Origin of the sequence: Stenotrophomonas sp. NPDC077420 (assembly GCF_044543385.1) — a bacterium.
GTDB lineage: Bacteria > Pseudomonadota > Gammaproteobacteria > Xanthomonadales > Xanthomonadaceae > Stenotrophomonas.
Genome location: NZ_JBITVZ010000006.1, coordinates 65,953 through 92,576, shown reverse-complemented (window position 1 = coordinate 92,576; position 26,624 = coordinate 65,953). Strand labels below are relative to the sequence as shown.

25 protein-coding genes are annotated in these 26,624 nt (G+C 67.4%); 5 read left to right on the top strand and 20 right to left on the bottom strand.

All coding sequences use genetic code 11. The features are described 5' to 3' along the window. Window positions 1–13 precede the first annotated feature (13 nt). Window positions 14–682, top strand: a complete 669-nt coding sequence (locus ACIGII_RS08250) for a hypothetical protein (RefSeq protein ID WP_399636542.1) — start codon at window positions 14–16, stop codon at window positions 680–682. Between the two features lie 95 nt (window positions 683–777). Further along, a complete protein-coding gene (locus ACIGII_RS08245) occupies window positions 778–1,644 on the top strand; it encodes an endonuclease/exonuclease/phosphatase family protein (protein ID WP_399636545.1) in 867 nt (288 codons plus the stop codon). Between the two features lie 33 nt (window positions 1,645–1,677). On the opposite strand, the gene ACIGII_RS08240 is transcribed toward ACIGII_RS08245, so the two are convergent. From ACIGII_RS08240 to ACIGII_RS08210, 7 genes are all read right to left on the bottom strand, one after another. Further along, on the bottom strand, window positions 1,678–1,950 hold the full coding sequence (locus ACIGII_RS08240) for a hypothetical protein (RefSeq protein ID WP_399636547.1): 273 nt from the start codon (window positions 1,948–1,950) through the stop codon (window positions 1,678–1,680). Between the two features lie 150 nt (window positions 1,951–2,100). Next, window positions 2,101–3,531: an efflux transporter outer membrane subunit gene (locus ACIGII_RS08235; RefSeq protein WP_399636550.1), complete on the bottom strand. Its 1,431-nt coding sequence runs from the start codon at window positions 3,529–3,531 to the stop codon at window positions 2,101–2,103. After that, window positions 3,525–4,262 carry an SDR family oxidoreductase gene (locus ACIGII_RS08230; RefSeq protein WP_145477929.1) on the bottom strand — a complete coding sequence of 246 codons (738 nt, stop codon included), beginning with the start codon at window positions 4,260–4,262 and terminating at the stop codon, window positions 3,525–3,527. Before ACIGII_RS08230 ends, ACIGII_RS08235 begins: the two co-directional genes overlap by 7 nt. 26 nt (window positions 4,263–4,288) lie before the next feature. Further along, window positions 4,289–7,459 (bottom strand): efflux RND transporter permease subunit, encoded by a 3,171-nt coding sequence (locus ACIGII_RS08225; RefSeq protein WP_399636553.1) that lies wholly within the window; start codon window positions 7,457–7,459, stop codon window positions 4,289–4,291. A 128-nt stretch (window positions 7,460–7,587) separates the two neighbouring features. Beyond that, window positions 7,588–8,793 (bottom strand): efflux RND transporter periplasmic adaptor subunit, encoded by a 1,206-nt coding sequence (locus ACIGII_RS08220; RefSeq protein WP_399636555.1) that lies wholly within the window; start codon window positions 8,791–8,793, stop codon window positions 7,588–7,590. Between the two features lie 92 nt (window positions 8,794–8,885). After that, on the bottom strand, window positions 8,886–9,659 hold the full coding sequence (locus tag ACIGII_RS08215; RefSeq protein WP_399636558.1) for an SDR family NAD(P)-dependent oxidoreductase: 774 nt from the start codon (window positions 9,657–9,659) through the stop codon (window positions 8,886–8,888). Continuing rightward, complete coding sequence (locus ACIGII_RS08210; protein ID WP_145477933.1) at window positions 9,656–9,883, bottom strand: hypothetical protein; 228 nt, start codon at window positions 9,881–9,883, stop codon at window positions 9,656–9,658. The genes ACIGII_RS08215 and ACIGII_RS08210 overlap by 4 nt, the downstream gene beginning before the upstream one ends. 142 nt (window positions 9,884–10,025) lie before the next feature. Here ACIGII_RS08210 and ACIGII_RS08205 point away from each other — a divergent pair, with 142 nt between their 5' ends. After that, on the top strand, window positions 10,026–11,045 hold the full coding sequence (locus tag ACIGII_RS08205) for a LysR substrate-binding domain-containing protein (protein WP_399636560.1): 1,020 nt from the start codon (window positions 10,026–10,028) through the stop codon (window positions 11,043–11,045). Between the two features lie 207 nt (window positions 11,046–11,252). On the opposite strand, the gene ACIGII_RS08200 is transcribed toward ACIGII_RS08205, so the two are convergent. Beyond that, window positions 11,253–11,948, bottom strand: a complete 696-nt coding sequence (locus ACIGII_RS08200; protein ID WP_399636561.1) for an OmpA family protein — start codon at window positions 11,946–11,948, stop codon at window positions 11,253–11,255. Window positions 11,949–12,067: 119 nt separating this feature from the next. Further along, entirely contained in the window at window positions 12,068–13,477 is a 1,410-nt protein-coding gene (locus tag ACIGII_RS08195) for a cryptochrome/photolyase family protein (RefSeq protein ID WP_399636564.1), read from the bottom strand. A 200-nt stretch (window positions 13,478–13,677) separates the two neighbouring features. Between ACIGII_RS08195 and ACIGII_RS08190 the strand changes: the two genes are divergently transcribed. Then, the gene (locus tag ACIGII_RS08190; protein WP_399636566.1) at window positions 13,678–14,766 is read left to right on the top strand and encodes a catalase family protein; all 1,089 of its coding nucleotides are present in this window, start codon (window positions 13,678–13,680) and stop codon (window positions 14,764–14,766) included. A 48-nt stretch (window positions 14,767–14,814) separates the two neighbouring features. Here the strand turns inward: ACIGII_RS08190 and ACIGII_RS08185 are convergent, their stop codons facing one another. The 5 genes from ACIGII_RS08185 to ACIGII_RS08165 all read right to left on the bottom strand — a co-directional run bounded on the left by ACIGII_RS08185 (window position 14,815) and on the right by ACIGII_RS08165 (window position 20,985). Then, window positions 14,815–15,201 carry a hypothetical protein gene (locus ACIGII_RS08185; protein ID WP_399636569.1) on the bottom strand — a complete coding sequence of 129 codons (387 nt, stop codon included), beginning with the start codon at window positions 15,199–15,201 and terminating at the stop codon, window positions 14,815–14,817. Window positions 15,202–15,294: 93 nt separating this feature from the next. After that, entirely contained in the window at window positions 15,295–15,930 is a 636-nt protein-coding gene (locus ACIGII_RS08180; protein ID WP_399636571.1) for an inorganic diphosphatase, read from the bottom strand. An 8-nt stretch (window positions 15,931–15,938) separates the two neighbouring features. Beyond that, entirely contained in the window at window positions 15,939–17,318 is a 1,380-nt protein-coding gene (locus ACIGII_RS08175) for a metallophosphoesterase (protein ID WP_399636573.1), read from the bottom strand. After that, the gene (locus tag ACIGII_RS08170; RefSeq protein ID WP_399636574.1) at window positions 17,315–18,436 is read right to left on the bottom strand and encodes a phytase; all 1,122 of its coding nucleotides are present in this window, start codon (window positions 18,434–18,436) and stop codon (window positions 17,315–17,317) included. Before ACIGII_RS08170 ends, ACIGII_RS08175 begins: the two co-directional genes overlap by 4 nt. Continuing rightward, the gene (locus ACIGII_RS08165; protein ID WP_399636576.1) at window positions 18,436–20,985 is read right to left on the bottom strand and encodes a TonB-dependent receptor; all 2,550 of its coding nucleotides are present in this window, start codon (window positions 20,983–20,985) and stop codon (window positions 18,436–18,438) included. Before ACIGII_RS08165 ends, ACIGII_RS08170 begins: the two co-directional genes overlap by 1 nt. 157 nt (window positions 20,986–21,142) lie before the next feature. Here ACIGII_RS08165 and upp point away from each other — a divergent pair, with 157 nt between their 5' ends. Continuing rightward, complete coding sequence (gene upp, locus ACIGII_RS08160; protein WP_399636579.1) at window positions 21,143–21,778, top strand: uracil phosphoribosyltransferase; 636 nt, start codon at window positions 21,143–21,145, stop codon at window positions 21,776–21,778. 34 nt (window positions 21,779–21,812) lie between these two features. Here the strand turns inward: upp and ACIGII_RS08155 are convergent, their stop codons facing one another. The 6 genes from ACIGII_RS08155 to rsmD all read right to left on the bottom strand — a co-directional run bounded on the left by ACIGII_RS08155 (window position 21,813) and on the right by rsmD (window position 26,588). Further along, the gene (locus tag ACIGII_RS08155; RefSeq protein WP_399636582.1) at window positions 21,813–22,700 is read right to left on the bottom strand and encodes an MBL fold metallo-hydrolase; all 888 of its coding nucleotides are present in this window, start codon (window positions 22,698–22,700) and stop codon (window positions 21,813–21,815) included. Window positions 22,701–22,779: 79 nt separating this feature from the next. Then, entirely contained in the window at window positions 22,780–24,525 is a 1,746-nt protein-coding gene (ggt, locus tag ACIGII_RS08150; RefSeq protein WP_399636584.1) for a gamma-glutamyltransferase, read from the bottom strand. Then, on the bottom strand, window positions 24,522–24,803 hold the full coding sequence (locus ACIGII_RS08145; RefSeq protein ID WP_068851051.1) for a YfhL family 4Fe-4S dicluster ferredoxin: 282 nt from the start codon (window positions 24,801–24,803) through the stop codon (window positions 24,522–24,524). Before ACIGII_RS08145 ends, ggt begins: the two co-directional genes overlap by 4 nt. Window positions 24,804–24,928: 125 nt before the next feature. After that, entirely contained in the window at window positions 24,929–25,420 is a 492-nt protein-coding gene (locus ACIGII_RS08140; protein WP_399636587.1) for a hypothetical protein, read from the bottom strand. Window positions 25,421–25,465: 45 nt separating this feature from the next. Next, complete coding sequence (gene coaD / locus ACIGII_RS08135; RefSeq protein WP_070209086.1) at window positions 25,466–25,975, bottom strand: pantetheine-phosphate adenylyltransferase; 510 nt, start codon at window positions 25,973–25,975, stop codon at window positions 25,466–25,468. 7 nt (window positions 25,976–25,982) lie between these two features. Further along, entirely contained in the window at window positions 25,983–26,588 is a 606-nt protein-coding gene (gene rsmD, locus ACIGII_RS08130) for a 16S rRNA (guanine(966)-N(2))-methyltransferase RsmD (protein WP_399636590.1), read from the bottom strand. Between the last annotated feature and the right edge of the window lie 36 nt (window positions 26,589–26,624).

Below are 26,624 nucleotides of genomic sequence, written 5' to 3'. Positions count from 1 at the left end.
GCCCGAGGCCTGCATGGATTTCCTCAAGCTGCTGCGTTCGCTCGAAGAGTTCCTGTACGAGCTCTGCACCTGGTTCCTGTTCTTCCCGCGCACGCTGTACCGGGTGATCGTCCACCCGCGGCGGATGGCCCAGTACGTGAACACCGAACTGACCCAGAAGCTGGAGCGCCAGTTCGACGATGCGATCAGCCCGCCGATGTTCCTGATGCTGGCGGTGCTGGTGGCGCACGGGGTGGAGCTGGTGCTGCACCAGACCACCGTGGGCACCAACGCGCTGTCCCGCACGCTGTTCGGCAACGAGGAATCGCTGCTGCTGTACCGCTCGATCACCTTCGCGATCTGGCCGCTGGTGGCCACCGTGCACCTGCTGCGCCGCAAGCGCGTGCCGATGACCCGCGAATCGCTGCGCCGCCCGTTCTTCATGCAGTGCTACCTCACCGCGCCGTTCGCGGTGGCGCTGTCCACCAGCATGGTGTTCGTGCGCCTGCCCGGCGAGCTGTCCACCACGCTGGGGGCGATCACCGGCGTGCTGTCGGCCGCTTGGTACCTGATGGTCCAGACCGGCTGGCTGAAGGTCGGGCTGCAGCGCTCGTGGCTGAACTCGGCGCTGTCGGCGCTGTGGGTGTTCGCGCTGGGATCGGCGATCAACCTGGCGGTCGGGATCGTGCTGCTGGGCAGCTGAGCCGCTGCCCGCCACTGCCGCCAACGTCCGCATAGTCGGGCCCGGTCATTCCGTGGCACCCTCTGCAAACGTTTTCACGGAATGGAGGGATTCCCATGCTGTCTGCTTTTCGTCGTCCGGCCCTGCTGGCCCTGATCGCGCTGGCGCTGCCGCTCGGCTCCGCCCTGGCCAAGGCCCCCGAGCCGCTGCGGGTGATGTCGTTCAACGTCCGCACCCCGGTGGACACCGAACCCAACAAGCGCTGGGAGGACCGTCGCGATGCGATGGTGGCGCTGCTGCGTGAGCAGCACCCGGTGGTGTTCGGCACCCAGGAGCTGAAAACCAACCAGGCCGACTACCTGGTGCAGCACCTGCCAGGCTACCGCTGGTTCGGCGAACCGCGCGGCCCCGGCGACAATGAGGAACACATGGGCGTGTTCTACGACAGCGCCGCGTTGAAGGTCGTCGAATCCGGCAACTTCTGGCTGTCCGACACGCCCGAGGTCGCCGGCAGCATCACCTGGGGCAACCTGATGCCGCGCATGGTCACCTGGGCGCTGTTCCAGCGGCAGGCCGACGGCAGGCAGTTCTACCTGTACAACACCCACCTGCCCTACCGCGACGAAGATGAGCCGCGCCGCGTCCTCGGCGCCAAGCTGATCGCCAAGCGCCTGGCTGCGTTGCCCAAGGACATCCCGGTGGTGGTCACCGGTGATTTCAACAGCGAACCGGGCAGCGGAACGTACGCGACCTTCACCCAGGCGCTGGGCGATGCGCGCAAGCTGGCCAGACAGGTCGACGGCCCGCGTCTGACCTTCCAGAACTTCAGCGACACCCCGACCGCCGAGATCGACTGGATCCTGGTGCGGGGTTTCGGCGTGAACCGCTTCCAGACCCTGGACCAGAAGCCCGGCGGCGTGGTGCCGTCGGACCACTACCCGGTCCAGGCCGAGCTGACCTTCCCGGACCGCGCGGCCCGGTAACGGCCGTCACCCGCCTGCGCTGGCCCGCCGCCTTCAACCGCGCGGCGACCGGCGCAGGCCATCCAGCGCCTGGCACAGGGCCTGGTGCTGCTCGCGCGCCTGGCAGATCCGGGCGCTGATGGCCAGGAACACGCCCACCGCGACCACGCCGATACCGAGCAGCCCATCGGGCAGCCGGGCAAAGCCCAGGCTGACCGCCAACGCGGCCACCACCAGCAGCACGATCACGCTGGCCGACAGGCCCGCGTTCGTCGCAGCGCGCTCTTCCCTGGCCGCCCGCGGCGGCTTCCAGCACTTCCGTTGCATTGCACATCTCCCGGACAGGCGGTGTTTTTAGCACCGCCCCGGTCCGACCCGGCAGAGGCAAAGCCGTCAGCGCGGGGTTTCCCGGTACGCCATGGAGGCGAACCGCTACAAAGTGTGCAGGGGGCGACGCTTGCCGTCCCCTGCATCGGGTTACCGCATCGTGCCGGCCACCGCCGGCGGGGTCGCGTCCTGCTGCTGCCCCCACCCGCCCAGCGCCTTGTACACCCCGACCACGCTGACGTTGACCGTGGATTCGGCTGCCGCCAGGGCATCATCGGCAGCCAGCTGGGTGCGCTGCGCATCGAGCAGGGTCAGGAAGTCTTCCGACCCCTCCCGGTAGCGGATCTGCGCCAGCTGCTCGGCACGTCGCGCGGCCTGCGCCTGTTCGGCGACGATGCCCAGCCGCGCCTGCTGCTTGGCGTAGCGGGTCAACGCGTTCTCGGTATCTTCCAGCGCCAGCAGTACCGCCTTCTCGTACTCGGCGGCGGCGCCGTCAGCCTGCGCCTTGCTGGCGCGCAGCCGGGCCTTGACCGTGCCGAAGTCGAACGCGGCCCAGCTGATCGACGGGGTCACCGACCAGGCCTTGTTGTTGCCGTTGACCAACCCGCTGGCATCGCCGGACAGGAACCCGACGAAGCCGCTCAGGCTGATCCGCGGGAACAGATCGGCCGTGGCCACGCCCACCCGCGCGGTGGCGGCCGCCAGTCGACGCTCGGCCACGCGCACATCGGCACGCTGGCGCAGCAGGTCGGTGGTGTCGCCCAGCGGCAACGCCTTGGCGTACGGCGGCACCTCGCGCGGTGCCAGCAGCGCGTCCAGCGCATCCGGGCGCTGCCCCAGCAGCACCGCCAGGCGGTGCCGCGACTGCACTTCGGCCACTTCCAGCAACGGAATGTCCGCCTCGATCGCCTTCAGCCGTGCGCGGCTGCTCTGCACGTCCAGCTCGCTGCCCGCGCCCAGGTTCCACCGCGCCTCGGTGAGCTTCTGGGTGTCGCGCAGGTTGACCAGGGTGCGCTCGGCCACGTCGATCCGCTTCTGCGTACCCCGCAGCTCAAAGTAGTTGCGCGCCACTTCGGCGGCCACCGTCACCTGTGCATCGGCGAGGTTGTCCTGCTCGGCACCGAGGTCGGCACGCGCCGCTTCAGCGGCACGGCGCTGGCGGCCGAACAGGTCCAGTTCCCAGCCCGCATCGAAGCCGAGCTGGTAGGTTTCGCTGAAGACGCGCTCGCCGCCGGCGGTCAGGTCCGGCTGCTTGCTTCGATCGTATGCGCCCCCGGCGGTGACGTGCGGCAGCTGGTCCAGGCGCTGTTCGACGAACACCGCGCGGGCTTCGCGCACCCGGGCCATGGCGATGCGCAGGTCGAGGTTGTCGCCCAGCGCGTCGTGCACCAGTTGTTCCAGCACCGGATCATCGAACTGCGCCCACCAGCTGGCCACCGGCGACGTGGTGCTGAAGACCGGCGCGGCCGCGCCCTGCAGGACCACCGGCTGCGCCGGCGGTGCCTGGTAGTTGGGGCCGACGCTGACGCAGCCGGCCAGCAGCGCGCTGGCAACGGCCGCGGTCAACACACGGATCACCATGGCAGCACCTCGCCCAGGTAGGTGAAGCTGCCGTTCGGGCCATCGGCCCCGATCAGCGCCATGCCCACGCTCGAGCGGGCGCCGTCGGCGATTTCGATCTCGCCTTCGCCCCGGTTCATGTCGGTCTTCACGTAGCCCGGGTGCACGGTGTTGACCTTGGTGGTGCTGTCACGAAGCTCGTAGGCCAGCTGCACGGTCCAGGCATTCACGGCGCTCTTGGAGGCGTTGTAGGCCGGCACCGCGAAGCCGTAGATCGGCGAACCCGGCTGGCTGTGCAGGGTCAGCGAGCCGAGGATGCTGGACACGTTGACGATGCGCCCGGCCGGCGATGCCTTGATCAGCGGCAGGAAGGCCTGGGTCACTGCGATCACCGCGAACACGTTGGTATCGAAGGTGTCGCGCCAGGTCTGCAGGGTCTGTGCCGACGGCAGCAGCGCGGGGTCGTCGAGCAGGATGCCGGCGTTGTTGACCAGGATGTCGAGCCGGCCATGGCGGTCGGTGATCTCCTGCACGGCGGCGGCGATGCTGGCGGCATCACCGACGTCCAGCTGGATCGCCTCCACCGGCAGGCCTTCGGCCTGCAGCTTGAGCGCCTCGGCCACGGCAACGTCGCGCTTGCGGCCGGCCAGCAGCGTGTGCACGCCGGCCTGGGCCAGCTGGCGGACGGTTTCCAGGCCGATGCCACGGGTGGCACCGGTGACCAGGGCGATCTTGGAAGTAGCGGTATTCATGGGTGATTCCTCGTAGGGGGTCGGGATCAGTGATGCAGGGTGGATTCGCCGTGGGCGACCAGCTTGCCGCCGCCGTTGCGGCTGACGAACGTGCGCAGCGCCACGTAGAACACCGGGGTCAGGAACAGGCCGAACAGGGTCACGCCGAGCATGCCGGCAAACACGGTGATGCCGGTCACCGAACGCACTTCCGCACCGGCGCCGTGCGACAGCACCAGCGGGATGGTGCCGGCGATGAACGCGATGGAGGTCATCACGATCGGACGCAGGCGCAGGCGGCAGGCTTCCAGCGCGGCCTCCACGATCCCCTTGCCGCCCATTTCCAGCTCGCGGGCGAATTCGACGATCAGGATCGCGTTCTTGCATGCCAGTCCCATCAGCACCACCAGGCCGACCTGCACGAACACGTTGTTGTCACCGCCGGTCAACCATACGCCGAACAGGGCCGACAGCAGCGTCATCGGCACGATCAGGATCACCGCCAGCGGCAGCGACCAGCTCTCGTACAGTGCGGCCAGCACCAGGAACGCCAGCAGGATCGCCACCGGGAACACGATGAAGGCGGCCTTGCCCTGGGTGGCCTGCTGGTAGCTCAGGTCGGTCCACTCGGTGGTCATGCCCACCGGCAGGACCTTGGCGGCAATCTGGGTCAGGTTGTCCATGGCCTGGGCCGAGGACAACATGCGCGGGTCGGCTTCACCGGCCAGGTCGGCGGCCGGGTAGCCGTTGAAGCGCAGCACCGGGTCCGGGCCGTAGGTTTCCTTCACCGTTACCATCGAGCCGATCGGCACCATCTCACCCCGGTCATTGCGGGTGCGCAGCTTGCCGATGTCTTCGACGCTGTTGCGGAACTGGCCGTCGGCCTGGGCGATGACCTGCCAGGTACGCCCGAACTCGTTGAAGTCGTTGACGTAGGACGACCCCAGGTAGGTCTGCAGGGTGTCGAACAGCTCGGTCAGCTGCACGCCCTGGGCCTTGGCCTTGACCCGGTCCACTTCGGCGTCCAGCTGCGGCACGTTGGCCTGGTAACTGGTGATCGGGAACGCCATGCCCGGAGTCTGCGCCACCGCGCCCTGCATCTGGCTCACCGCCGTCTGCAACGCGCCATAGCCCAGGTTGCCACGGTCTTCGATGAACATCTGGTAGCCGTTGCCGTTGCCCAGGCCCAGGATCGGCGGCGGCATCAGGGCGAAGGCGAAGCCTTCCTGCAGCCCGGCGATCTTCTGGTTGATCTCGGCGTTGATCTCCGCGGCGGTGCGGCCATTGCGCTCGTTGAACGGCTTGAGCGGAATGAAGGCCACGCCGGTGTTGGGCGTGTTGGTGAACTGCAGCGCGTTCAGGCCCGGGAACGAAATGGTGTGCGCCACGCCGTCGGTTTCCTGGGCGATCTTGGCCACCTTGCGCAGCATTTCATCGGTCCGTGCGATGGACGAGCCTTCCGGCAGCTTCACGCCGGCGATCAGGTACAGCTTGTCCTGGGTCGGGATGAAGCCCGGCGGCACCAGCTTGAAGATGAAGCCGGTCCCCACCAGCAGCACCGCATACACCACGAACACCGCGCCGCGACGACCGAGGATCTTCGAGACGCTGCGCTCGTACTTCTCCGAACTGGACTTGAAGAAGCGGTTGAACGGACGGAAGATCCAGCCGAACAGGCGGTCGATGATGCGGGTGGGGCCATCCTTGGGCGCGTCATGCGGCTTGAGCAGGCGCGCGGCCAGGGCCGGGGACAGGGTCAGCGAATTGATCGCCGAGATCACCGTGGAGATCGCGATGGTCACCGCGAACTGCTTGTAGAACTGCCCGGTCACGCCGGACAGGAAGGCCATCGGCACGAACACCGCGCACAGCACCAGCGCGATCGCGACGATCGGGCCGGACACTTCCTTCATCGCCTGGTGCGCCGCCGCGGTGGGCGACAGCCCTTCCTCGATGTTGCGCTCCACGTTCTCCACCACCACGATCGCGTCGTCGACCACGATGCCGATCGCCAGCACCAGCCCGAACAGGCTCAGCGTATTGATCGAGAAGCCCAGCACGTACAACGCGGCGAAGGTACCGACGATGGAGACTGGCACGGCGATCAACGGAATGATCGAGGCGCGCCAGGTCTGCAGGAACAGGATCACCACCAGCACCACCAGCGCGATGGCTTCCAGCAGGGTGGAGACCACGGCCTTGATCGAGTCGCGCACGAAGATGGTGGTGTCGTACACCGCTTCGTACTTGACGTCGGCCGGGAAGTTCTTCTGCATCTCGTCCATGGTGCCGATCACCGCATCACGGATTTCCAGCGCATTGGCACCCGGCGCCTGGAAGATGCCGATGCCCACCGCGTTCTTGCCGCCCAGCTGCGAACGCAGGGTGTAGTCGCCCGCGCCCAGTTCGATCCGGGCCACGTCGGACAGCCGCACCACTTCGCCGTCGGTACCGGCCTTGAGCACGATGTCGCCGAATTCCTGCTCGCTGCGCAGGCGGCCCTGGGCATTGATCAGGGTCAGGAACTGGCTGTTGGGCATCGGCTCGGCACCGAGCTGACCGGCCGACACCTGCACGTTCTGTTCGCGCATGGCACGGACCACGTCGCTGGCGGTCAGGCCGCGCGCGGCCACCTTGTCCGGGTCCAGCCAGGCGCGCATGGCGTAGTCGCCACCGCCGAAGATCTGCGCATCGCCCACGCCGGGAATACGCGCCAGGGCGTCCTTGACGTGCAGGCGGGCGTAGTTGCGCAGGTACAGGGTGTCGTACTTGCCGTTGGGCGAGGTCAGGTGCACCACCATCAGGAAGGTGGGCGACTGCTTCTGCGTGGTCACGCCCTGGCGGCGCACGTCTTCGGGCAGGCGCGCCTGCGCCTGGGCCACGCGGTTCTGCACCTTCACCGCGGCGTCGTCCGGGTCGGTGCCCGGGCGGAAGGTCACGGTCATCTGCAGCACGCCGTCCGAGCCGGCCACCGACTTGAGGTACATCATGCCCTCGACGCCGTTGATCGCCTCTTCCAGCGGGGTGGCCACGGTTTCAGCGATCACCTTCGGGTTCGCACCCGGATACACGGTGCGCACCACCACCGACGGCGGCACCACCTCGGGGTACTCGCCGATCGGCAGGATCGGGATGGAGATCAGGCCGGCGGCGAAGATCACGATCGACAGCACCGCCGCGAAAATCGGCCTGTCGATGAAGAAACGGGAAAAGTCCATTAGGGGATTCCTGGGTTTTCACCAACGCCGGCGTGCAGCACCCCTGCCGCTGTCGAAGACGACAGCGGGAGCGGTGCCCCACGGGGCGTTGAAAGACAAGGTAGAGCCGACCGCTGGTCGGCTGCTCTTCAATTCAATGCAACAGGCGAAGCCGCCGCAGCCGGCTGCATCGCCACCACCTTGGCCTGCACCGGCATCCCCGGCATGAAGACCTTCTGCACGCCGTCGATGATCACCCGGTCGCCGGCGGCCAGGCCCTTCTGCACGATGCGCAGGCCCTCGGCGGTACGACCCAGCTGGATGTCGCGGCGCTGTGCCTTGCCGTCCTTGTCGACCACGTACACATACTTGCGGTCCTGGTCGGTCAGCACGGCCCTGTCGTCGATCAGCATGGCCTGGAACTGGCCGCTGCCCAGCAGCTGCACGCGCGCGAACAGACCCGGGGTGAAGGCACGGTCGGCGTTGTCCAGCAGCGCGCGCACGCGGATGGTGCCGGTGCTGCGGGTCACCTGGTTGTCCAGGAAATCGACCTTGCCTTCGTGCGGGAAGCCCTCTTCGCCCGACAGACCGACCTTGACCGGCAGGTCGCTGTCGCGCTCGCTCGGGCGCTCGCCCTTGCGCGCCATCTGCGCGTAACGCAGGAAGGTGCCTTCATCGGCGTCGAAGTACACGAACACCGTATCCAGCGAGACCAGCGTGGTCAGCACGCTGGCGCTGTCGCCGGCGGTGACCAGGTTGCCGGCGGTGACCATCGCGCGGCCGGCGCGGCCGTTGATCGGGGCACGCACCTTGGTGAACTCCAGGTTCAATGCCGCCGCATCCAGTGCGGCCTGCGCTGCCTGCACGCTGGCCCCGGCCTGGTCGGCCGCGGCACGGCGCTGCTCCCAGGTTTCGGTGGAGATCGCCTGCTGGTCGGACAGCTTCTTGGCGCGCTCGGACTCGCTGCGTGCCAGGGTGGACTGGGTGCGGGCGCGGGCCAGCTCGGCGCGGGCGCGGTCGTACTCGGCCTGGTAGCTGCGTGCGTCGATGGTGAAGAGCACATCGCCCTTCTTCACTTCGTCGCCTTCGACATAGTTCACCTTGTCGATGTAGCCGGACACGCGCGGACGCAGTTCGACGCTCTGCACCGCTTCGACGCGGCCGCTGAAGTCGTCCCACTGGCTGACCGGCTTGACCAGCACCGGCGCGGCACTGACCTGCGGCGGCGGCGGTGCGCCCGCCTCTTCAGCGTGGCCGCCACTGCAGGCGGCCAGCACGGCAGCAGCGAGAAGGGACACGCCGGCCATGGCCAGCCGTCGGGTAATGCGTGAGGAGGAGGAGGTGTGGGAGGTCATGGCATGCATCCGTACAGAGAGGGTGGTGAAACGAAATCGGGGCAACGGGGGCGAAGCGGTGGCGTAGCGTGGGACCTCAACCTTGGTAGAGGTCAAGCGGCACCGGCGGTGTTCCGCGAAAATGGCGGGGGCCATTCCTGGTTCAACAGCCCGCGCGGCAGTTCGGCATCGCGGGTGTCGCAGCGGACGATGGCGCGGTTGTCGGTACAGGTGTCCAGCAGCGAAACCAGGCGGCGCCCGACCAGCAATGCGCTTGGCCACTCGATGCAGGCATTGGCGGCGTTGCTGGGGGTGCACACCGGGTTGCTGACTTCCAGCATCTGCGCGCGCACGCCCAGCGCCTGCGCTTCCTGGTGCAGGACCTGCGCGTACATGCGCGTGGCCGACATGGTGATGGACGTTTCGCCATGCCCGGCCCACGCCTTGAAGCCCGCCGGCCCGCCGACCACCACATAACGGCGCGCGTAGGTGCCGCCCTGCAGCAGCGGCAACAGGTGGCGGCCGGCATGCACGTGCGGCATCACGTCGGCCTGCAGCGCCTGCAGCAGGGCATCGCCGCTGCGATCAATGACCCGGCCGCGGTTGTAAGGGCCGCCCATCGCATCGACCACCGCCCGCAGCGGGCGGCGGCGCAACGCGAGGCGCTCGGCCACGGTGCGTGCCGAGCCATCGTCAGCCAACGAGCCGAGCAGCGTTTCCAGGCCCGGTTCGTCGGCGAACTGCTCCTGCAGCGCGGAGAGCCGGCCCGGGTCGCGACCGACCACCAGGACCGGGCTGCCGGCCTCCAGCAGCGCGGCCACGATGCCCTGTCCGACGTTGCCGGTGCCGCCCAGCACCACAACTTCGGGGGCCAGCGTCCCACTCATGGGACTTTAACTCCCGTCGCCGGGATAATCCCAATTCGACCCAGTCGGCCGCCGTTGCGCGGGGCCAGGCGCAGGCTGCCGCCGCGTTGCAGGTTGGCGGGCGGGGTGAATTCGCGGAATGCCTTGCCGGAGAAGGCCGAGGGGCGCTTCTCAACGGTCAGGGCCAGGTCCAGCGAGGGGGTGCGGCCGGTCAGTACGCGGCCAAGAATGTTCTGCAACCACATGGTTGGCGTCCTCCAATTCGGGAATGGCGCCAGATTAGTCCTCGAACTCCCCCTTGATTAGTCCGAATTAAGGGGAATAATCGTCCCGTACCCGGCACAATCTTTCGGGCACCTCCTTTCACCCCCCGATTTGGATCCCGTCATGGCCCACGATCTCAACGACACGCTGATCTTCGTCAAGGTGGTCGAGCAAGGCAGCTTCATTGCGGCTGCCAACGCGCTCGGCCTGCCCAAGACCACCGTCAGCCGCAAGGTGCAGGAACTGGAAACGCGCCTGGGCGCGCGGCTGCTGCACCGGACCACGCGCAGGCTGGGCCTGACCGAGGCCGGGTCGGTCTATCACGAGCACTGCCAGCGCATCGCGCGCGAACTGGAAGAGGCCGAAGGTGCCGTGAACCAGTTGCAGTCGGGCCCACGCGGCTGGCTGCGCTTCACCGTGCCCTACTCCATCGGCATCACCTGGATCGCGCCACTGCTTGGGCAGTTCCATGCGCAGTATCCGGAGATCCAGCTGGACATGCACCTGGGCAACGAGAAGCTGGACCTGATCGCCGGCGAGGCGGACCTTGCGCTGCGGGTGGGTGCGTTGCCCGACTCCAACCTGGTGGCGCGCAAGCTCGGCAGCCTGCGTACCCAGGTGTTCGCCAGCCCGGCCTACATCGAACGCTACGGCGAGCCGCTGCATCCGGATGAGCTGCAGTTCCACCGCATCCTGGCGATGCGCAAGGCGCGCAACCTCAACAACAACCGGTTCTTCTGGCAGCTGGGCGAGAACGGCGGCGACCTGCGCGACTTCCCGGTCAATCCGCTGCTGGTGGCCAACGATCCGTCTGCGCTCAACGGCGCGCTGGTATGTGGCGAAGGGTTGCTGCTTACCGGCGACGTGATGGCCAAGCCGTTCATCGAGTCGGGCATGGTGCGCCGCGTGCTGGCCGGCTGGACCGGGCCGGAGGTCGACTTCAACGCGGTGTTCGCCGGCGGCCGGCTGGTGTCGCCGAAGGTGCGCGCGTTCGTCGATTTCCTGGTGGAAAAGCTCAACTTCGACGCCAATTACATGCTGGCCCAGTGCCCGGCGGCGAAACTGGCCAAGCAGCAGCAGAAAGATGCGGAGGCGGAGCTGGAGGAGACCGGGAAGCGGATCCTGGAAACGGTGACCGCCTGATCGTCGCGGTGGTGCGCCAGCCGGAGTCGAAAGGTAGAGCCGGCGGGTAGAGCCGACCGGTAGAGCCGACTGTCAGTCGGCTACGCGCGAAGCGCGGCTTCCTGCATGCCGACGATGCACCGAACGGTGCAGCCGACTAACAGTCGGCTCTACAGAAAATGCCGCCCGATGGGGCGGCATTTTTGCAATAAAAGGCGCTTGCGCCTTTTATTGCTGCAACGGAACCACCCGGATTTCCACTCGGCGGTTCTTGGCGCGGCCGGCATCGGTGCTGTTGTCGGCGATGGGATAGGCCTTGCCTGCACCAAGGGTCTGGATGCGCGCGGTCTGCACGCCCTGAGCACTCAGGTAGGCCGCAACCGAATCTGCGCGATCCTTGGACAGTTTGTTATTGACCGCATCGCTGCCGATGCTGTCAGTGTGGCCAACGACTTCGATGATCGTCTGGTTGTATTCGGCCAAGGTCATTGCGACACCATTCAGCGAACCGTAGAACTCCGGCTTCAGCGTGGACTTGCCGAAGTCGAAGGTGATGCCATCGGGCAGGTTGAGCATAAGGTTGTCGCCATCACGCGATACGTCGATACCCGTGTTGGCAGTCCGCTCGCGCAGTGCCCGCTCCTGGCGATCCTGATACTGGCCCACGGCAGCACCACTAAGCGCGCCAATACCCGCACCGATCATCGCGTGTTGACGGCGCTCGGTGGCGCTGTTGCCACTGAGAAGCCCAGCCGCGACGCCCACCGCAGTGCCGATCAGCGCGTTGCGCCCGGTCTTGTTCTGTTGCTGCGTCGGGTTGCCGTACGGGTCGCTCTGCACGTACGAACCACCGGTGGCGCAGGCCGACAGGGCGGCAGCGGTCATCAGGGCCAGGGCCACGTTGCGGGGTGCGGATCGGATCATGTGTTTTCTCCTGAAGTGTCGGCGGTCGGCGTGCGAACGGCCAGAAGCATAAACACGCCGACGCGATGCCGGCATGATGAACACGCACGTATTCGGCATTTCATTCAGGTTTGCAGCCGTCAGCCGGTGCGGCGATACGCAGCCAGCGCGGCGTCACGTCCGGCGGCCAGGTCCACCAGCGGGACGGCTGGATACCCCGGCGCCAGCTCGGCCACCAGCGCGGGCGACTGCCACGGCGCGAACCGCGCCTTGACCGGCAACGGCGCCAGTTCGGGCACCCAGCGGGTGATGTAGCGCGCATGCGGATCGAACTTCTGCGACTGCGTGACCGGGTTGAAGATGCGGAAATACGGCGCCGCATCCGCGCCGGTGCCGGCCACCCATTGCCAGCCCATGGTGTTGTTGGCCAGGTCCGCATCCACCAGCGTGTCCCAGAACCAGCGCGCGCCGTGCAGCCAGTGCTGGCGCATGTGCTTGCACAGGAAGCTGGCCACGATCATCCGCACGCGGTTGTGCATGTAGCCGGTGGCCCACAGCTCGCGCAGCCCCGCATCGACGATCGGCACGCCGGTACGCCCCTGCTGCCACGCCTGCAGCTGTGTCGCATTCGGCTTGGCCCAGCTGAAGTTCGCAAACCGCGGGTTGAGGTTCTGTTCGGGGGTCTGCGGGAAGTGATGCAGCAGGTGGTAGGAAAACTCACGCCAGCCCAGCTCACGGATATAGCCATCGATGTCGCCATCGCGGCTGGCACTGCGTTCGGCTTCCAGCCGCCGCACGATCTGCCAAGGTGAGATTTCGCCGAAATGCAGGTGCGGCGACAGCAGCGACGTGCCTACCCGGTCAGGCAGGTCGCGCTGCTGGCGATAGCCATTCAATGCACCGTCAATGAACACCGACAGCGCTTCCTGCGCGCCGGTTTCGCCGGGTTGCCAGTGCTCCCAGAACTGCTTGTCCCAGTCCAGCGTCGGCGCCAGCCCCAAGGTGTTCAGTGCCACGCCTTCCGCAGCGTGCGCCGGCAGGGTCTGCGGCAGCCGGGTGGCCGCCGGAATGTTCATGCGGGTGAGCGCATTGCGCCAGAACGGAGTGAATACCTTGTACGGCCCGCCCTGCAGCGTGGCGATATCCCATGGCTCGAACATCAGGCTGCCGTTGCAGCTGCTGGCGTCGATGCCCTGCTCGCGCAGTTCACGCTTGATGCGTGCGTCGCGCGGTTGCGTGGCCGGCTCATACTTGCGGTTCCAGTACACCGCTTCGGCGCCGGTATCGGCAATCAAGGCCCGCAGTTCGGCGAGGCTGTCACCCGCGCGCAGCACCAGTGCCGAACCGCGCCCGCGCAGGTCGGCATCCAATGCGGCCAGCGAACGGTGCAGCCAGGTATCGGACGCCGCGCCCGGTGCCCACCCGCCTTCTTCGTGCGGCGCATGGATGTAGACCGGCACGGGGACATGCCCGGCATCGAGGGCGGCCTGCAGTGCCGGATTGTCCTGAAGCCGCAGATCGCGGCGAAACCAGACCAGAGCTGCCGACACGCGTACCGCCTTTGGTTGAGAGAGGCCACATGATAGCCAGCGCAGGTGAAGGCAGTGCACGCGATCTTCGCGTGACCGCCATGCAGCCTGCACCGCTCCTGCACGGCGTACCGGACAAGGTGGACACCTGCCAAGCCGGACCCAGCCAAGGCAACAGTAAGGGGTGGCCGGCACCCTGCCCATCTGCCGGAACCACTCCCATGACGCCGCTCCTTCCCGCTGTCGCCTATTCCCCCGACGTCGAACAGCGCACCCCTGACGAAGACGCCACCATCGCCGAACTGGTGGAGGTGTTCACCCGCATGGCCGGTGTCGTCGCCGAGCATGAAGGCCATGCCCACCGCGCGGTGCACGCCAAAGGCCACGCGCTGCTGCGTGGACGCTTCGAGGTACTGGACGGCCTCGCGCCGGAACTGCGCCACGGCCTGTTTGCCAGGCCCGCCAACTATGATGCGCTGGTGCGCTTGTCCTCGCCGCCGGCCGAGCAACTGCCCGATACGGTGTCCACGCCGCGCGCGATGGCGGTGAAGATCCTGGATGTCCCTGGCGCGCGCGTGGAAGGCGGCGACGAACAGCACAGCCAGGATTTCCTGATGGTCAACGGCCCGGCCTTCAACACGCCCGGCATCAGTGGCTTCCTGCGCTCGGCCAAGCTGCTGGCCGCCACCACCGAGCGCATGCCGCGGACCAAGCAGGTGCTCTCGGCCACGCTGCGGGGTACCGAGGCGGCGCTGGAGGCAGTGGGCGGCCAGAGCGCGTCGCTGAAAGCGCTCGGCGGCGAACCGCAGCACCATCCGCTCGGCGAAACCTTCTTCACCCAGGTCCCGTTCCGCTATGGGCCCTACATGGCCAAATTCTCGTGGGTGCCGGTGTCACCTGCCCTGGTCGCGCTGACCGGGCAGAAGCTGCCCTCGGAAGCGGATACGCAGCGTGAGGCGGTGGCCGCCTTTTTCGCCCAGCCCGGTGCCGTGGCCGAGTGGGAACTGCGCGTGCAGCTCTGCCGTGACCTGGAGAAGATGCCGATCGAAGACGCCTCGGTAGCGTGGCCGGAGGAACTCAGCCCGTTCCAGCCGGTAGGCCGGCTGGTGGTCGGTGAGCAGTCCTCCTGGAACGCCGACGCCGAGGCCAGCGAAGACGGCCTCGCCTTCGCCCCCTGGCACGCGCTGGCGGCCCATCAACCGCTGGGCAACATCAACCGCGCACGCCGGATCGTGATGGCCGCCTCGCGCGACTTCCGCGCCCGCTTCAACCGTTGCCCCATCCACGAACCGTCGGCAGGCAACGCGTAGTGCCACGCCCTGCGTGGCAGCCGCCAGTGCCGCACCCTACCGGGTCTTTCACACCGCAGACCGGCGCGTGGACATCGCCAGCATGTGTCCCAGCGGCACGGTCACGGGCAGTCCGAGCAGGCCGACCAGGGCCCATCCATTGAGCCGGTCAAACAGCATCGCCAGCAGCAGCGCGGCCAGGCACAGCGCTGCTCCGCTGCCGGCACTCCAGCGCGCCCAGGTGGGCGCGTCGTGGATCGAACGGGGCTCACCGAGCATGAACCCGAATGCCAGGCGCCAGAAGCCCACCAGCGATACGGTCGCCAGCAGCACGCCAGTGAGCATTGGCAGGTAGTCAGGGTGCCCGTTCGGGACCGACAGCATGACCAGCCCGAAGCCGTCCACCAAGGTCACCGGCAGCGCCAGGAACACCAGTTCAAGACCGAGCAGCAGCATGCCGCATCCTTCCGAACGCACGGTCTCTTCCATCGGCGTGGCTCCCCTGCCATGTGTGCAGGAAGAGCATACAACGACACTGCGTGATTCGACTCAATCGCCCTTGGCGCGCCGTTGCTGCGCGTCGAAACGCTGCATGGACGCGCGGATCAGCGCCTTGGCGTCGGCGGCGTTGCCCCAGCCACTGAGTTCCACCGGATTGCGCCCTTCCGGCAGGTCCTTGTAGACGCGGAAGAACGCTTCGATACGCTGGCGCTCGATCAGCGGCAGGTCCTGCAGATCGCGGATGTTGGCGTAGGTCGGGTCGATCTTGTCGGTCGGCACGCCGATCACCTTTTCATCGTGCTCGCCCTTGTCGACCATCTTCAGGTAGCCGATCGGGCGGAAGCGCACGATCACGCCCGGATGCAGCGGTTCGCGGGTCAACACCAGCGCGTCGAGCGGGTCGTTGTCGCCGGCCAGGGTGCGCGGCATCGAGCCGTAGTTGGCCGGGTACGCAACCGGCATCGACTGGAAGCGGTCGACGTGGACCAGTCCGTCTTCCTTGATCTCGTACTTGGTGAAGCTGCCGGCCGGGATTTCCACGGCCAGGTTGGCTTCCTCCGGCGCCTCCTTCGGCTGGGCGGCCAGGAACGGGTGCAGCACCGCGTTGCTGGCGAGGCTGGCGCCGGTGAGCAGCAGCAGTGCGGCGGCCAGGGCGATCAGGGCGATGTTGGGTTGCGGGTTCATGGCAGTCCTTATTCCCAGCAGCGGTCGGCGCGACCCTTCAGGGTCTGGGTGCGCGCGCAGTCGCGGGGCGCGATGCGGCCTTCGGTCAGTTCGGTCTTCTGCTTGCGGCCGTCGGCACTGCGGTTGAGTTCGAAGCCGTCGTACAGGCGACCAGTTACCGTCCGTGCTTCGTACCGCAGCTGGCGTGGATCGATCGTGAGCACCTGGAACAGCTGGGTGTCTTCGCCGACCGGTGCCATGGTGGCGCGCGCTTCATCGGAGAGGCGGTACTGCTTGGGGCCGGCCACGGTCACGATGTACTGCGGCGTGGCGGCCTGCCCTTCCCCACGGCGGCCGTAGGTGTGGTCGTGTCCCTGCAGCACCAGGTCCACCTGGTGGCGGCGCACCACCGGCAGCAGCACATCGCGCAGCTCGGCGTTCTCGCGGCCCTCGCGCGGCGAGTAGAACGGCTGGTGCAGCAGCACGATGCTCCACGGGTGTGGGTTGTCGGCCAGCACCTTGTCCAGCCACGCCGCCTGCGCCTGCGCGGTACCCAGGTCGAGCGCGGAGGTGCCATCCAGGACCGCGACGCGTACGCCCTGGTAGTCGAACCAGTAGGTGCTGGTATCGGCGGCATCGACGCCATTGCGCGGCAGCGCGAACGTCACCGGCCAGTGCCGGCCCAACACGCGGCGTTCCTGCGGGGTGTCCTCGAATTCCTCCACGTACTCGTGGTTGCCGATCGCCGGGGCCACCGCGGTTTCCTGCGGCAGCCAGCCGGCGGCGGCAAACCACTCGCCCCACTCGCTGTCGTCCACGCCGTCGCCGCCGCTGACCAGGTCACCGGCGAACAGGCTCAGCCGCGCGCCGGGTGCCGCCTTGATACCCGCGCGCAGCACGCGCGAGACGTGGCTGAGGTTCTTGTTCTGGGTGTCGCCGAAGTAGAGCAGGGTCAACGGCTGATCCGCGCGACCGGCGGTGCGCAGCTGGTTCCACGCGCCCCACGTCTGCTTTCCCTGCACGCGCCACAGGTACAGCGTGTCCGGCGCCAGCCCGGTCACGTCGGCACGGTGGTAATGCGCGCTGCCCAGCTCGGTCTGCAGCGGCGTGGTGACCGCGGTGACCCGGTGCGGGGTGCCGACATCCGGCGAATCACCGGCCACGACCCACTCCAGCACCGGTGCGCTGACCGTGCGATCGGTGCGCCAGGCCACCGCGAAACCACGTGCGGCATCCTGCGCCGGCGAGGCCACGATGCGGTCGGGAAAGCCCGTGGCTGCGTAGTGGGTGCTGCCGGCCGGTACCTGGGTGTTCGGCTCGGCCTTGTCCACCGGGCTGGCGGCAGCCGCACCGGTGCACAGCAGCACAGCAAGGGCCAGTGCCGGGGCACGGAAGCGCGCCCGGGTCACGGTGCACACTCCAGCGGCAGCGACAGCTGTCTGGCCACGCTGGCCCAGTCGAAGGCGACCACGCCCTGGTCGTCATGCACGGCGTACAGCGCACCGTGCGGGAAGCGCGGTGAGGCGGCCTGGGTCAGCCAGATGCCGTCGGTGTTGGCCACCGTGTTGCCCTGGAACGCGCCGACATGCTTGAAGGTATGCCGGTCGAAGAGGTGGAACACGCTGCGCTGCTTGCCCTGCTCGGTGGTGATCCACCAGCCGTCCTTGCCGCAGGTGCGCAGCATCACGCCTTCGGCCTGCGCCTTGAACGCATCGCGGCCGAAGGTGGTGCCGCTGAATTTTCCTTCCAGCGAGTACACCTTGATTTCGCTGGCATAGGTTTCGTCTTCTTCGGCGATCAGCAGGCGGTCGTTGTCCGGATCGCCCCAGATCGATTCGACCACGCGCAGGGCGCCCTTCTCACTGGTATCGCCGATGCTGCCGACCCGGCTGGCCTGCGCCTTGCCGTCCGCCACCTGCAGTGCGTAACGGCGCACGCGCTTGTCCAGTTCGGCCAGCGGCGGCAGCACGTCATTGCCCTGCGCGTCTTCGCCGGCATCGTAGGAGTCGGTCACGTACACCTCGTAGCCGCGGGCCAGCTTGTTGACCCACAATCCGTACGGCTTGCGCAGGTCGTCGGCCGCGAATGTCCCCAGCGGGGTGAACGACGGCAGCTGCAGCACCTGCACGCGGTGGTTGTCGCGCTCCACGATCAGCACCAGGTCGTCGACCACGGCGATGCCGTTGGGGCGGTCGAACTGCCCGGGCGCGGTGCCGGTGCTGCCGACATCCCGCAGGTGGGCCCCGGTCTGCCCGTCGTACACCACCAGCTTGTCGGTGGCCTTGGCGGTGGCGATCAGCCACACCTGCCCTTCCGGCGAGGTCCAGCTGGCCGGCGAATCGATGTTGTCGGCCAGGGTCATGGGCGTCAGGAACGCTTCGGCCACGGTGGCCACCGAGCGCCCGGTGGTCGCGGCCGCCGGGTCAGCTGCCGGTGCGGTCGCTGCCGCCGGCGTCGGCGTGGCTGCCGGACTGCAGCCGGCCAGCACCGCCAGCGCGAGCAGGCCCGTCAGGGGGCGCGCGCGCATCACAGGGCCACCTTCAGGCCAAGCGCGTAGGTGCGGCCGTACTCTTCGTTCTGCAGGGTGCGCGAACGCACGCCCTGGTAGAGCTCCAGCGGCTTGTCGAGCAGGTTCTGCGCTTCCAGGTACACGCTCACGTTGTCGGTGATCTTGTAGTCCAGGCTGAAATCGAGCTGCGTGTTGGGCGCCACGAAGATGTCATAGGCAGCGCTGTCACCCAGCGTATCCAGGTATTCACTGCGGTACACGGCGGCCAGGCGGGTGCTGAAGCCGGCCTTCTCATAGCCCACGTGTGCGCTGTACACATGCTTCGATGCGCGCGGCAGGGTGAAGTCGTCGTCGGCGCGGCCGTCCAGGCCCGGATCGAAATCAGTGTTCAGCCAGGTGCCGCTGGCGCCCAGCAGCAGGCCGTCCCAGCCGGCCGGCAGGAAGCCGAGCTGCTGCTGCCAGTTGAACTCGGCGCCGTAGACCCTGGCCTTGTCGCCGTTGATCACCCGGGTCACGTCGAAGCCCGGGTATTCGGGATCGCTGTCGCTGACGGTGTTGACGATGTAGCCGTCGATGGTCTTGTGGAACAGGCCCAGCGAGAGGATGCCGGTGCTGCCGAAGTAATGCTCGAAGGACAGGTCCACGTTCTTCGATTCGTACGGATCCAGTTCCGGGTTGCCCAGCCGCACTTCCTCGTCGCCGCGGTTGTACCCGATGCGCGGGGCGATGTCCCCGAACGAGGGACGCGACACGGTCTTGTTGGCGGCCGCGCGCAGCACCCAGTCGCTGCCGGCGTCATAGCGCAGATGCAGGCCCGGCAGCACGTTGGTGTAGCTGCGGTCGGCGGTGAGCGGGGTGACGGTGTAGCTGCGACCGTTGGCGGCCACGTCGACCTGGTTGCCGGTGGCCTGGAACTGCGTGTTTTCCACGCGCACACCGCCGATGATGCGCAGGTTGCCCACGTCCCACGTGCCCATGGCATAACTGGCGAAGATGTCTTCGCTGGCGGTGTAGTCCTCTTCGAGCGAGGTCATCGCATTGGCGCCGACATCCTGCGGGCGTGCGCTGTACTGACTGCCGAACTGCGCCCAGTAGCGGCGCATCGCGTCCGAACTCATGCCCTGCCCCAGGCTGCCGCCACGGTGGTCGGGCGTGGTCGTGGTCCAGTCGGACAACGCCACGTCCGGGCCGACCCGCAGTTCGCGCTCGTCGGTATCCACGTCGCGGTCACGCCAACGGCCCAGCAACCCGAACTTGTAGCTGCTGTTGTCACCGTCGAAGCGGATGTTGACCTGCGCGCTGTGTTCCTTGTCGTCCACGCGCTTGGGCGAGACCACGAAACGGTCGAAGTCGTAGTTGCCGTTGTCCATCCAGCTGGCATCGCTGAGCGTGTAGCGCGGGATGCCGCTGTTCTGGTCCACGGTGGCGGCCAGGTCATCGCCGTTGTACTCGAAGCGCGCTTCCATCTCGTCGTTGACGCGTTCTTCGGTACGGGTGTAACCGACCTTGTAATCCAGCACCGCGTTGGTCAGGCGGTTCTCGCCGCCCAGGCTGGCGGCGAAGGTGTTTTCCTTCTTGGTGCGGTAGCGCATGCGCTTCTGGATCGCATCGGCCGGTAGGTCGTCGACCCGGAACTGGTTGTTGCCCAGCGCGGTGACCTCGCCATCGCCGAAGTTGAAAATGGTGCGCTGGCGGGTTTCGGCGTCATCGAACTGGCTGTACAGGGTGCGCAGGTAGTACTGGCTGTCTTCGCTGGGGCGCCAGTCGACGTTGAGGTTGGCGCCGATGCGCTTGCGCTCGATCTCATACTTGCGGTGCTGCAGGCTGTTGGCGAACAGCTCGTCTTCGCTGCCGCCGTCGTACTCGCCGTACTCCACTTCGCTGTTGTCGGACTCGAACTTGCGGTTCTGGTAGTTCACGCCCAGCGCCACGCCGAAGGTATCGGCGAAGACGTCGCTGTAGTTGAACGCGGCCTTGGGGCTGGTGTGGCCGGACAGGTCCTGGTGGCTGGCTTCAACCTTGCCGCGCAGGCTGCGCCCGTCGCGGTCGAAGGCCGAGGCCGATTCGACCAGGATCGCACCGCCGATGGCATCGCCCGGCATGTCCGGGGTAGGCGACTTGACCACCCGCAGGCGTTCGGTCGAATCGGACGGGATCACGTCCAGCGGTGCGGCGCGGCTGGAATCTTCGGGCGTGCCCACGGCGATGCCGTCGATGCTGACGCTGTTGAGGTTGGCATCCAGGCCGCGCACCACCACGAAGCGGCCCTCGCCCTGGTCCCGGGTCACGCTGACGCCGGGCAGGCGCTGCAGCGATTCGGCCACGTTCTTGTCCGGGTAGACGCCCATGGCGTCGGACGATACCGCGTCCTGGATCGCATCGCTGCTGCGCTTGAGGTCGACCGCACGGGTCTGCGATTCGAGCTGCGGGCGCACTTCCACCCGGTCCAGCTCGGTGGCTGCCGCAGCGCCGGCCGGCGCCCCGCTCGCGGCGGCCACGCCAGGCGCGGTGGACAGGACGAGCAACGACAGGCTGATGGCCAGCCCCAACGGCGATTTGTTCTGCACGACATCCCCAACGGTGTAAAGATTGGGTCAGCACGGTATGTCGGGGAGATTGCATGAACGTGACACCGGTGGCGATGGCGACGTCCACGCGGTTCCGCTGGCCGGGTTGGGCGCCGGTACGGCAGAATGACGTTCTCCCCGTTTTGTTGGCATTCCCATGAAAATCGTCGAAGTTCGCCACCCGCTGGTGCAGCACAAGATCGGCCTGATGCGCGATGCGTCCCTGAGCACCAAGGACTTCCGCGAACTGGCCAACGAGCTGGGCGGCCTGCTGGCCTACGAGGCCACGGCCGACCTGGACACCGAAGCGCACACCCTGCCCGGCTGGGCGGGTCCGGTGACCGTGCAGCGCATTGCCGGTGCGAAGATCACCGTGGTGCCGATCCTGCGCGCGGGGCTGGGCATGCTCAGTGGCGTGCTGTCGCTGATTCCGGCGGCACGGGTCAGCGTGGTGGGCTTGCAGCGCGACGAGGAAACGCTGCAGCCGGTGCCTTATTTCGAGCGCCTCACCGGTCGCCTGGAAGAGCGCGATGCGCTGATCCTGGACCCGATGCTGGCCACCGGCGGTACGCTGATCGCGACCATCGACATGCTCAAGCGCGCGGGCGCGCGACGGATCAAGGGTATCTTCCTGGTGGCCGCGCCGGAGGGCATTGCGGCGGTCCAGGCTGCGCATCCGGATGTCGAGATCTTTACCGCGGCGATCGATGCGCAGCTCAACGACAAGGGCTACATCCTGCCGGGCCTGGGCGATGCGGGGGATCGGATCTTCGGGACGCGGGTCGCGGGCTGATCCGCGGCGTCCCCGTCGGGGATACCGTGGACATTCAGGCCAGCGCGCGCGCCTTCAGTTCACCTTGTTCGTGGGCGGTAGCGAATCGCCCTTTCTCATCGCGGGTCACCTGCGCCAGCGCGCAGTCGGGATCGTGGGTAAAGAACAGGTGCACGTTGCGCGCGAGTTTGTCTTCGAGGAAGCTGCGCTTCTCGTCGATCAGCAGTTCGGCATTGCGGTCGTAACCCATGGTGATCGGCACGTGCACCCAGCTGCGGCCTGGAATGAGGTCGGCGCAGAACACCACGCCACCGCGCGGTTCGCCGTCGACCTGCTCAGGTCCCACGATCTCGGCCAGCATCAGGCCCGGGGTATGCCCATCGCTGAAACTGAAACGCACGCTTTCACCCAAGGTGCGCGAATACGGTCCCTGCACGATCTCCAGCCGGCCGCTGTCCTGCAGCAGCTGCGGCAGTTCCGGAATGAAGCTGGCCCGGTCCCGCGGGTGCGGAGGCAGCGCGCGTTCCCAGTGTTCGGCGCCTACCAGGAAGGTGGCATTGGGGAACAGCAGTTCCGGGGCACGGCCTTCGGTCCACGGCGCCAGCAGGCCACCGGCATGGTCGAAATGCAGGTGGCTGAGCACGACCACGTCGATGTCTTCGTGTTCGAAGCCGGCTTCGCGCAGGGATTCGATCAGGACATGGCGGGATTCCTGCACGCCGTAACGCTCACGGAGTCTGGGTTCGAAGAAGGCGCCGATGCCCGTTTCGAACAGCACGGTCTTGCCGGCCAGCGGGCTGGCAAGAAGCGCGCGACACGCGAGTTCAATCCGGTTGAGATCGTCGGGCGACGCCCATTTCTCCCACACGGCACGCGGCGCGTTGCCGAACATCGCACCGCCATCGAGCTTCTGTGAGTTACCGCGGATGGACCATAGTTTCATCGGTAAATTATCCGGCGGGCTGCGTTAATAATTCGCTATCCGCCGGCATGAAAAACCCCGCCGTGGCGGGGTTTCTGGTTTACCGTGCCGCCGCAGGGGCGACCGCTCCCGAACCGACCGGGTTGCGCGGGTCGCTGCCCACGCTGAGCTGGTTGCTGCGGCGGTTCCACTCCACCGTCTGCAGGTTGCCCCACACATGGCTGGAACCGCGCCCGCCTTCGGCGCTGTCGCCGGGCAGGTCGATCTTGTGGCCCATCGCCTGCAGCTGCTGGAGGGTGCCCGCATCGAACGCACCGCTTTCAGCCTCGATCACGTCCGGCAGCCACTGGTGGTGGAAGCGCGGCAACGCCGCAACCTGCTGGGCGTCGAGGCCATCGTCGTAGCCCAGCACGCCCAGCAGCACCATGGTGATGATGCGGCTGCCGCCCGGGGTGCCCAGCACCACGACCTTGTCGGCCGATTCCATGAAGGTCGGGGTCATCGAGCTGAGCATGCGCTTGCCCGGCTTGGGCGCGTTGGCGGCATAGCCCATCACGCCGAACGCGTTGGGCGTGCCCGGCTTGAGCGCGAAGTCGTCCATCTCGTTGTTGAGCAGCACGCCGGTGCCCGACGGAATCAGGCCCGAGCCGTACAGCAGGTTCACGGTCTGGGTGGCGCCCACGCGGTTGCCCTGCTGGTCGATGATCGAGAAGTGGGTGGTCTCGTCGTCTTCCAGCGGGGTCGGGTTGCCCGACAGCAGGTCGCTGGGGGTGGCCTTTTCCGGGTGGATGGTGGCACGCAGGCCCTGGGCGTAATCGCGGCTGGTCAGCACTTTCTGCGGAATCTGCACGAAGTCCGGATCGCCCAGGAAGAAGGTGCGGTCACGGAACGCGCGGCGCATCGATTCCACCACCAGGTGGGTACGGTGGGCCGGATCCATCGCCTTCAGGTCCCAGCCTTCCAGGATCTGCAGCATCGAGGCCAGTGCGATGCCACCGGACGACGGCGGCGAGGCGGTGGTGATCTTCCAGTCGCGGTAATTGAACACGATCGGTTCGCGCTGCTTGACCCGGTAGCCGGCCAGCTCGTCGGCCGTCCACTTGCCGCCGGCCTGCTTCACCCCGGCCAGCAGGAGCTTGCCGGTCTGGCCCTTGTAGAAGCCATCGAACCCGCCTGCGGCCAGGCGCTCCAGCGTCTGGGCCAGCTCGGGCTGCCTGAACACATCACCTTCGGCGATCGGCTTGCCATTGCGCAGGTACACCTCGCGCGTGCCGGGGTAGCGCTCCATCACTTCACGGCGCGAGGCATAGCCCTTGGCCATGCGCGCATACACCGGGAAACCGTCGCGGGCGATGCGGATCGCCGGGGCCAGCGATGCCTGCAGCGGCAGCTGGCCATGCTTGGCCGACAGCTCCACCAGCGCCGCCGGCAGGCCGGGAATGCCGGCCGACCACGGGCCGTTCACCGACCGGTCGCGGTCCAGCTCGCCCTTCCTGTCCAGGAATGCTTCGGGGGTCGCGGCGGCCGGTGCGGTCTCGCGCGCATCCAGCATCACGTCCTTGCCGGTCTTCGCATCGTGCAGCAGGAAGAAGCCACCGCCGCCCAGGCCGGAGCTGATCGGTTCGACCACTGCCAGGGTGGACGACACCGCTACTGCGGCGTCAAACGCGTTGCCGCCCTTGGCCAGGATCTCCATGCCCGCTTCGGTGGCCAGGTGATGCCCACTGGCGATGGCGGCGCCTTCAGGATGCGCGGCCAGCGTGGCCTGCGGCGCAGGCTCGGCGGCCCACAGGGCCGGTGTCCATAGCAGGAGCAGCAGCAACCAGCGACGGGAGGGGGTGTTCATTCGGGCGCAGACTCCACATAGAGTTCGGGATGATCGCGCTGGAGCCCATGCAGCTTGGCCAGCAGCGCTTCCTGGGTTTCGGGAATGTCCGGATCGGGATCGATGCATTCCACCGGGCAGACGACCACGCACTGCGGTTCGTCGAAATGCCCCACGCATTCGGTGCAGCGTGCAGGGTCGATCACGTAGATGGTTTCACCCATCGAGATGGCCTGGTTGGGACAGGCGGGCTCGCATACGTCGCAGTTGACGCAGAGCTCATTGATTTTCAGCGACATGGCGTTACTCCACGCCAGTGCCGGCAGAGGAAAACCGGCCTGCGCGGGCGCGCGGGCCGGTCAACGGTGGCGCCCGGTAACGGACGCCACCCGGGCCGCGCTGGGCGCGGCCGCCATGGCACGGCTTACTTGGCTTCTACGAAGATGTACTCGGCACCGGTCGGCTGGACGATCGACTGCACACGGGCATTGTCGGCGGCCTGGCCGATGAACACCACGCGCACACCCTTCATCGAGTCGGCGGAGACGTCCTTGAACACGGCCTGGATCATGTCGGCCATCTTGCTCGACGCCGACGAACCGAAGGCCAGCATGTTGCCCGGCTGCACGCCACGGGCGACGGCGGCGGTGGCGCTCTCGACCTGACGGTCGTACTTGGCCTGGAACTCCGGATCCGATTCCGGCGCCAGGTAATACAGGAACGGGCTGTTGGTGATGTTGCCCATGTTCTGCACGGCAACGGCCTGCAGGTACTTCTTCCAGCCCGCATCGTCGTCCTTGGACGGGGCGACCAGCGCCTGCTGGGCTTCGGCGACCGGAGCGGCCTCTTCCTTCTTGCAGGCGGTGAAGGCCAGCGCGAACGACGCGATCAACATGGCACGCATGGTGTTGTTCATGGAGTCTCCCTCTTGGTGATTCTTGGTATGTGTGGATCTTTGGGGTTACGACGGGCCCGACTTCGCTTCGCGGACCTTGCGCAGCGCCTCGAGCACCGAGGCCGGCACGAAACCGGACACGTCACCACCAAGGCGGGCGATCTCGCGGACCAGCGAGGACGAAATGAAGCTGTGCTGCTCGGCCGGGGTCAGGAACAGGGTCTCGACCTCCGGAATCAGGTGGCGGTTCATGCTGGCCATCTGGAATTCATACTCGAAATCGGACACCGCGCGCAGGCCGCGCAGCAACACGCCGCCCTGCTCGGAGCGTACGAAATGCGCCAGCAGGGTATCGAACCCCCGCACTTCCACGTTGCGATGGTGGGCCAGCGCATCACGGGCCAGTGAGACGCGCAGCTCCAGCGGCAGCGAGGGCCCCTTGGAAGGACTCTGCGCCACACCCACAACCAGTTTCTCGAACAACGGCGCGGCCCGGTTCACCAGGTCGATGTGCCCGTTGGTGATCGGATCGAAGGTGCCCGGGTATACGGCGATGCGGCGGTTGGCTACGGTCATGCGGAAGCTACGCGTTTTGATCTGGTGAAAGTGTAGCAGTGGCACGGCGGTACAGGGCAAAGCCGACCTCGCGGGTGCCCCCCTCGCGGTGCAGCAGCCAGCCCGGGGGCAGGCGCAGGGTCTGGCCGGCAGGCGACTCCAGGTACAGCCAGGCGTCGGCCGCCAGGTGCGGCCCCAGCCCGGCCAGCACCGCGTCCCACAGGCCATCGGCGAACGGCGGGTCGATGAAGACGATGTCGGCCAGCCCCGGGGGGCGCTGCGCCAGCCAGTGCAGCGCATCGGCCTGGACCACCTCGACCTGGCCCTGGGCCCCCAGCTTCGCCACCGACTCCCGCAGCTGCCGGGCCAGCGCGGCGTCGCGCTCGACCAGGGTGGCCTGGGCCGCGCCGCGCGATATCGCCTCCAGGCCCAACGCGCCGCTGCCGGCGAACAGGTCCAGTACCCGGGCCCCGCCCAGCCGTGGCATCAGCCAGTTGAACAGGGTCTCCCGGACCCGGTCGCTGCTGGGCCGCAGGCCCGGCGCCAGCGGCACCGGCAGTTTCGTGTTGCGCCATTTGCCGCCGATGATGCGGACCTGGCCGGTGGCGGCCGCAGGAGAGGTACGAGGTTTCATCCCTGCATTGTAGAGCCACGCCCGGCGTGGCTACTG

Excerpts from the sequence above, each read along its gene's own strand:
- ACIGII_RS08240 (WP_399636547.1), bottom strand. The coding sequence starts at position 1,950 with ATGCAACGGAAGTGCTGGAAGCCGCCGCGGGCGGCCAGGGAAGAGCGC.
- ACIGII_RS08250 (WP_399636542.1), top strand. The coding sequence starts at position 14 with ATGGATTTCCTCAAGCTGCTGCGTTCGCTCGAAGAGTTCCTGTACGAG.
- coaD (WP_070209086.1), bottom strand. The coding sequence starts at position 25,975 with ATGACCGTAGCCAACCGCCGCATCGCCGTATACCCGGGCACCTTCGAT.
- ACIGII_RS08220 (WP_399636555.1), bottom strand. The coding sequence starts at position 8,793 with ATGACCTCCCACACCTCCTCCTCCTCACGCATTACCCGACGGCTGGCC.
- ACIGII_RS08190 (WP_399636566.1), top strand. The coding sequence starts at position 13,678 with ATGACGCCGCTCCTTCCCGCTGTCGCCTATTCCCCCGACGTCGAACAG.
- ACIGII_RS08245 (WP_399636545.1), top strand. The coding sequence starts at position 778 with ATGCTGTCTGCTTTTCGTCGTCCGGCCCTGCTGGCCCTGATCGCGCTG.
- ACIGII_RS08225 (WP_399636553.1), bottom strand. The coding sequence starts at position 7,459 with ATGGACTTTTCCCGTTTCTTCATCGACAGGCCGATTTTCGCGGCGGTG.
- rsmD (WP_399636590.1), bottom strand. The coding sequence starts at position 26,588 with ATGAAACCTCGTACCTCTCCTGCGGCCGCCACCGGCCAGGTCCGCATC.
- ACIGII_RS08200 (WP_399636561.1), bottom strand. The coding sequence starts at position 11,948 with ATGATCCGATCCGCACCCCGCAACGTGGCCCTGGCCCTGATGACCGCT.
- ACIGII_RS08215 (WP_399636558.1), bottom strand. The coding sequence starts at position 9,659 with ATGAGTGGGACGCTGGCCCCCGAAGTTGTGGTGCTGGGCGGCACCGGC.
- ggt (WP_399636584.1), bottom strand. The coding sequence starts at position 24,525 with ATGAACACCCCCTCCCGTCGCTGGTTGCTGCTGCTCCTGCTATGGACA.
- ACIGII_RS08210 (WP_145477933.1), bottom strand. The coding sequence starts at position 9,883 with ATGTGGTTGCAGAACATTCTTGGCCGCGTACTGACCGGCCGCACCCCC.
- ACIGII_RS08205 (WP_399636560.1), top strand. The coding sequence starts at position 10,026 with ATGGCCCACGATCTCAACGACACGCTGATCTTCGTCAAGGTGGTCGAG.
- ACIGII_RS08230 (WP_145477929.1), bottom strand. The coding sequence starts at position 4,262 with ATGAATACCGCTACTTCCAAGATCGCCCTGGTCACCGGTGCCACCCGT.
- ACIGII_RS08155 (WP_399636582.1), bottom strand. The coding sequence starts at position 22,700 with ATGAAACTATGGTCCATCCGCGGTAACTCACAGAAGCTCGATGGCGGT.
- upp (WP_399636579.1), top strand. The coding sequence starts at position 21,143 with ATGAAAATCGTCGAAGTTCGCCACCCGCTGGTGCAGCACAAGATCGGC.
- ACIGII_RS08140 (WP_399636587.1), bottom strand. The coding sequence starts at position 25,420 with ATGAACAACACCATGCGTGCCATGTTGATCGCGTCGTTCGCGCTGGCC.
- ACIGII_RS08145 (WP_068851051.1), bottom strand. The coding sequence starts at position 24,803 with ATGTCGCTGAAAATCAATGAGCTCTGCGTCAACTGCGACGTATGCGAG.
- ACIGII_RS08185 (WP_399636569.1), bottom strand. The coding sequence starts at position 15,201 with ATGCTGCTGCTCGGTCTTGAACTGGTGTTCCTGGCGCTGCCGGTGACC.
- ACIGII_RS08180 (WP_399636571.1), bottom strand. The coding sequence starts at position 15,930 with ATGAACCCGCAACCCAACATCGCCCTGATCGCCCTGGCCGCCGCACTG.
- ACIGII_RS08170 (WP_399636574.1), bottom strand. The coding sequence starts at position 18,436 with ATGCGCGCGCGCCCCCTGACGGGCCTGCTCGCGCTGGCGGTGCTGGCC.
- ACIGII_RS08235 (WP_399636550.1), bottom strand. The coding sequence starts at position 3,531 with ATGGTGATCCGTGTGTTGACCGCGGCCGTTGCCAGCGCGCTGCTGGCC.